2 protein-coding genes are annotated in these 1,798 nt (G+C 58.1%); one reads left to right on the top strand and one right to left on the bottom strand.

The genetic code is table 11. The annotated features are described in order from the left end of the window. Positions 1–1,146, top strand: a 1,146-nt coding sequence (gene ligD, locus B3F77_RS18400; protein WP_293606355.1) for a DNA ligase D, incomplete at its 5' end; no start/stop codon positions are given. 252 nt (positions 1,147–1,398) lie between these two features. Here the strand turns inward: ligD and B3F77_RS18395 are convergent. Continuing rightward, on the bottom strand, positions 1,399–1,798 hold a 400-nt coding region (locus B3F77_RS18395), incomplete at its 5' end, for an HAD family hydrolase (protein WP_293606354.1).

Genomic DNA, 1,798 nt, shown 5'->3' with positions numbered 1-1,798 from the left:
CTCGCTGTTGACAAGACACCGCTATTCGAAAAACCGAGGGACGCGCAAGGCAATTGGGTCAAACCCAAGCTCGTCGCCGAAGTGTCGTTTGCCGAATGGACCAATGACGGGAAAGTGCGCCACGCTGTCTTTCACGGCCTGCGCACCGACAAGCCTGCGACCGCGATTACCCGGGAATCGGCAGCCGATGCGCCAGACACCGCCGCAAGGGCTCGCGACGGCACTCCCGCACCTGGCAAACGCAAGGCCGCGGGCCCGGCTGAAATCGGCGGCGTGCGCATCACCCATCCCGACCGCATCATCGACCCCAGCACTGGCCTGACCAAGCTCGACCTGGTGAATTATTATGCGCAAGTGGCCAAGCGTATCCTCCCGCACCTGGTGCGACGTCCGGTTTCGCTGTTGCGCGCGCCTGCAGGAATCCAGCACCAGTTATTCTTCCAGAAACACGGCGACACACTAAAGATTCCAGGGTTGAAGGAGCTGGACCCGGCATTCGATCCTGAGCATCATCCTCTGCTGGAAATCGACTCTCTCAAAGCCTTGATCGGCGCCGCGCAGATGAATGTCGTGGAATTCCACACCTGGAACGCGACAACCCGAAGCATCGAAAAACCGGACCGGATGACTTTCGATCTGGACCCGGCCGAAGGGCTGGCGTGGCCGCTGATGCTCGAAGCCGCCCAACTCGTCCGTACGTTTCTGGACGAGCTGGGACTGCAGAGCTTTCTGAAGACCAGTGGCGGCAAGGGCCTGCACGTGGTGGTGCCTCTGACGTCGCGCGATAACTGGGAAACGGTCAAAGAATTTTCGAAACAGGTCGTCAAGCACATCGCCATCGTCGTTCCCGCCCGTTTTGTATCAAAAAGCGGACCTCGCAACCGGCTGGGGAAGGTGTTCATCGATTACCTGCGCAACGGGCGCGGGGCGAGCACAGTTGCGGCATTTTCGGCGCGTGCGCGGCCCGGAATGGGAGTTTCAATGCCTTGTTCTTGGAAAGAACTTCCTTCGCTAACTGGAGGTGCGCAGTGGACGATCGTCAATGCGCACGAGCGGCTGGAAGCTGGTGCAGATCCCTGGGCTGGTTATGCCAAGACCAGGCAGACCCTGACCGCAGCGATGAGAAAACTCGGCCTTGGCCGATGACGTTCGGCGCAGCGCGACGCACGGTTGGTGAGCTACGACCGAAGGAAGTCCCTGTGGGACGAGCATCTCTGGTGCGCTACGTCGGCTGGTACTCGAACCGCGCGCGCGGCGAACGCGCGAAGGCGCTCAAGGCGCAAGACCAGGCGACAAAGCCCGCAGGCCCCGGAGCTTGAGGCGGAAGAATAACCCTCAGCAGTACGGGAGAGTTTTTCGCATATGCGCTGAAATGGTTTAAATAGTTAATCCCGTGAGTCACCGGTCCTCGAAGAAGCGGATGGCGTTTAGCAACTCAGGGAAATTGTAAATAATATAGTCGGGCTTTACGCCCTCTTTTTCCTGCGTCCCCTGGTTTGACTTGAAAAAGACCGTTTTCATCCCGAGTTTCTGTGCCCCATAAACATCGCGATACATGTCGTTGCCCACATACAGAACCTCTGATGGCTCCATTTTCATGGCGGTCAATGCTGCTGCGAACAGGCGTTCGTCGGGCTTGCGGTATCCGAAGTCTCCCGAGACTATGATCGGGTCGAAATATCCAGATAGCCCCACGGCATTTAGCTCTGGGACTGCGTAGGCGGTCTGACCATCGGAAATTATTGCAAGATGATATTTCGGGTGCAGTTGCCGGATGATGTGCTCTACTCCAGGATAG

Source organism: Polaromonas sp. UBA4122 (assembly GCA_002381615.1).
In the GTDB taxonomy this organism is placed as follows: domain Bacteria; phylum Pseudomonadota; class Gammaproteobacteria; order Burkholderiales; family Burkholderiaceae_C; genus Polaromonas.
The sequence above is the reverse complement of the archived record's forward strand: the minus strand, read 5'-3'. Positions and strand labels throughout refer to the sequence as shown.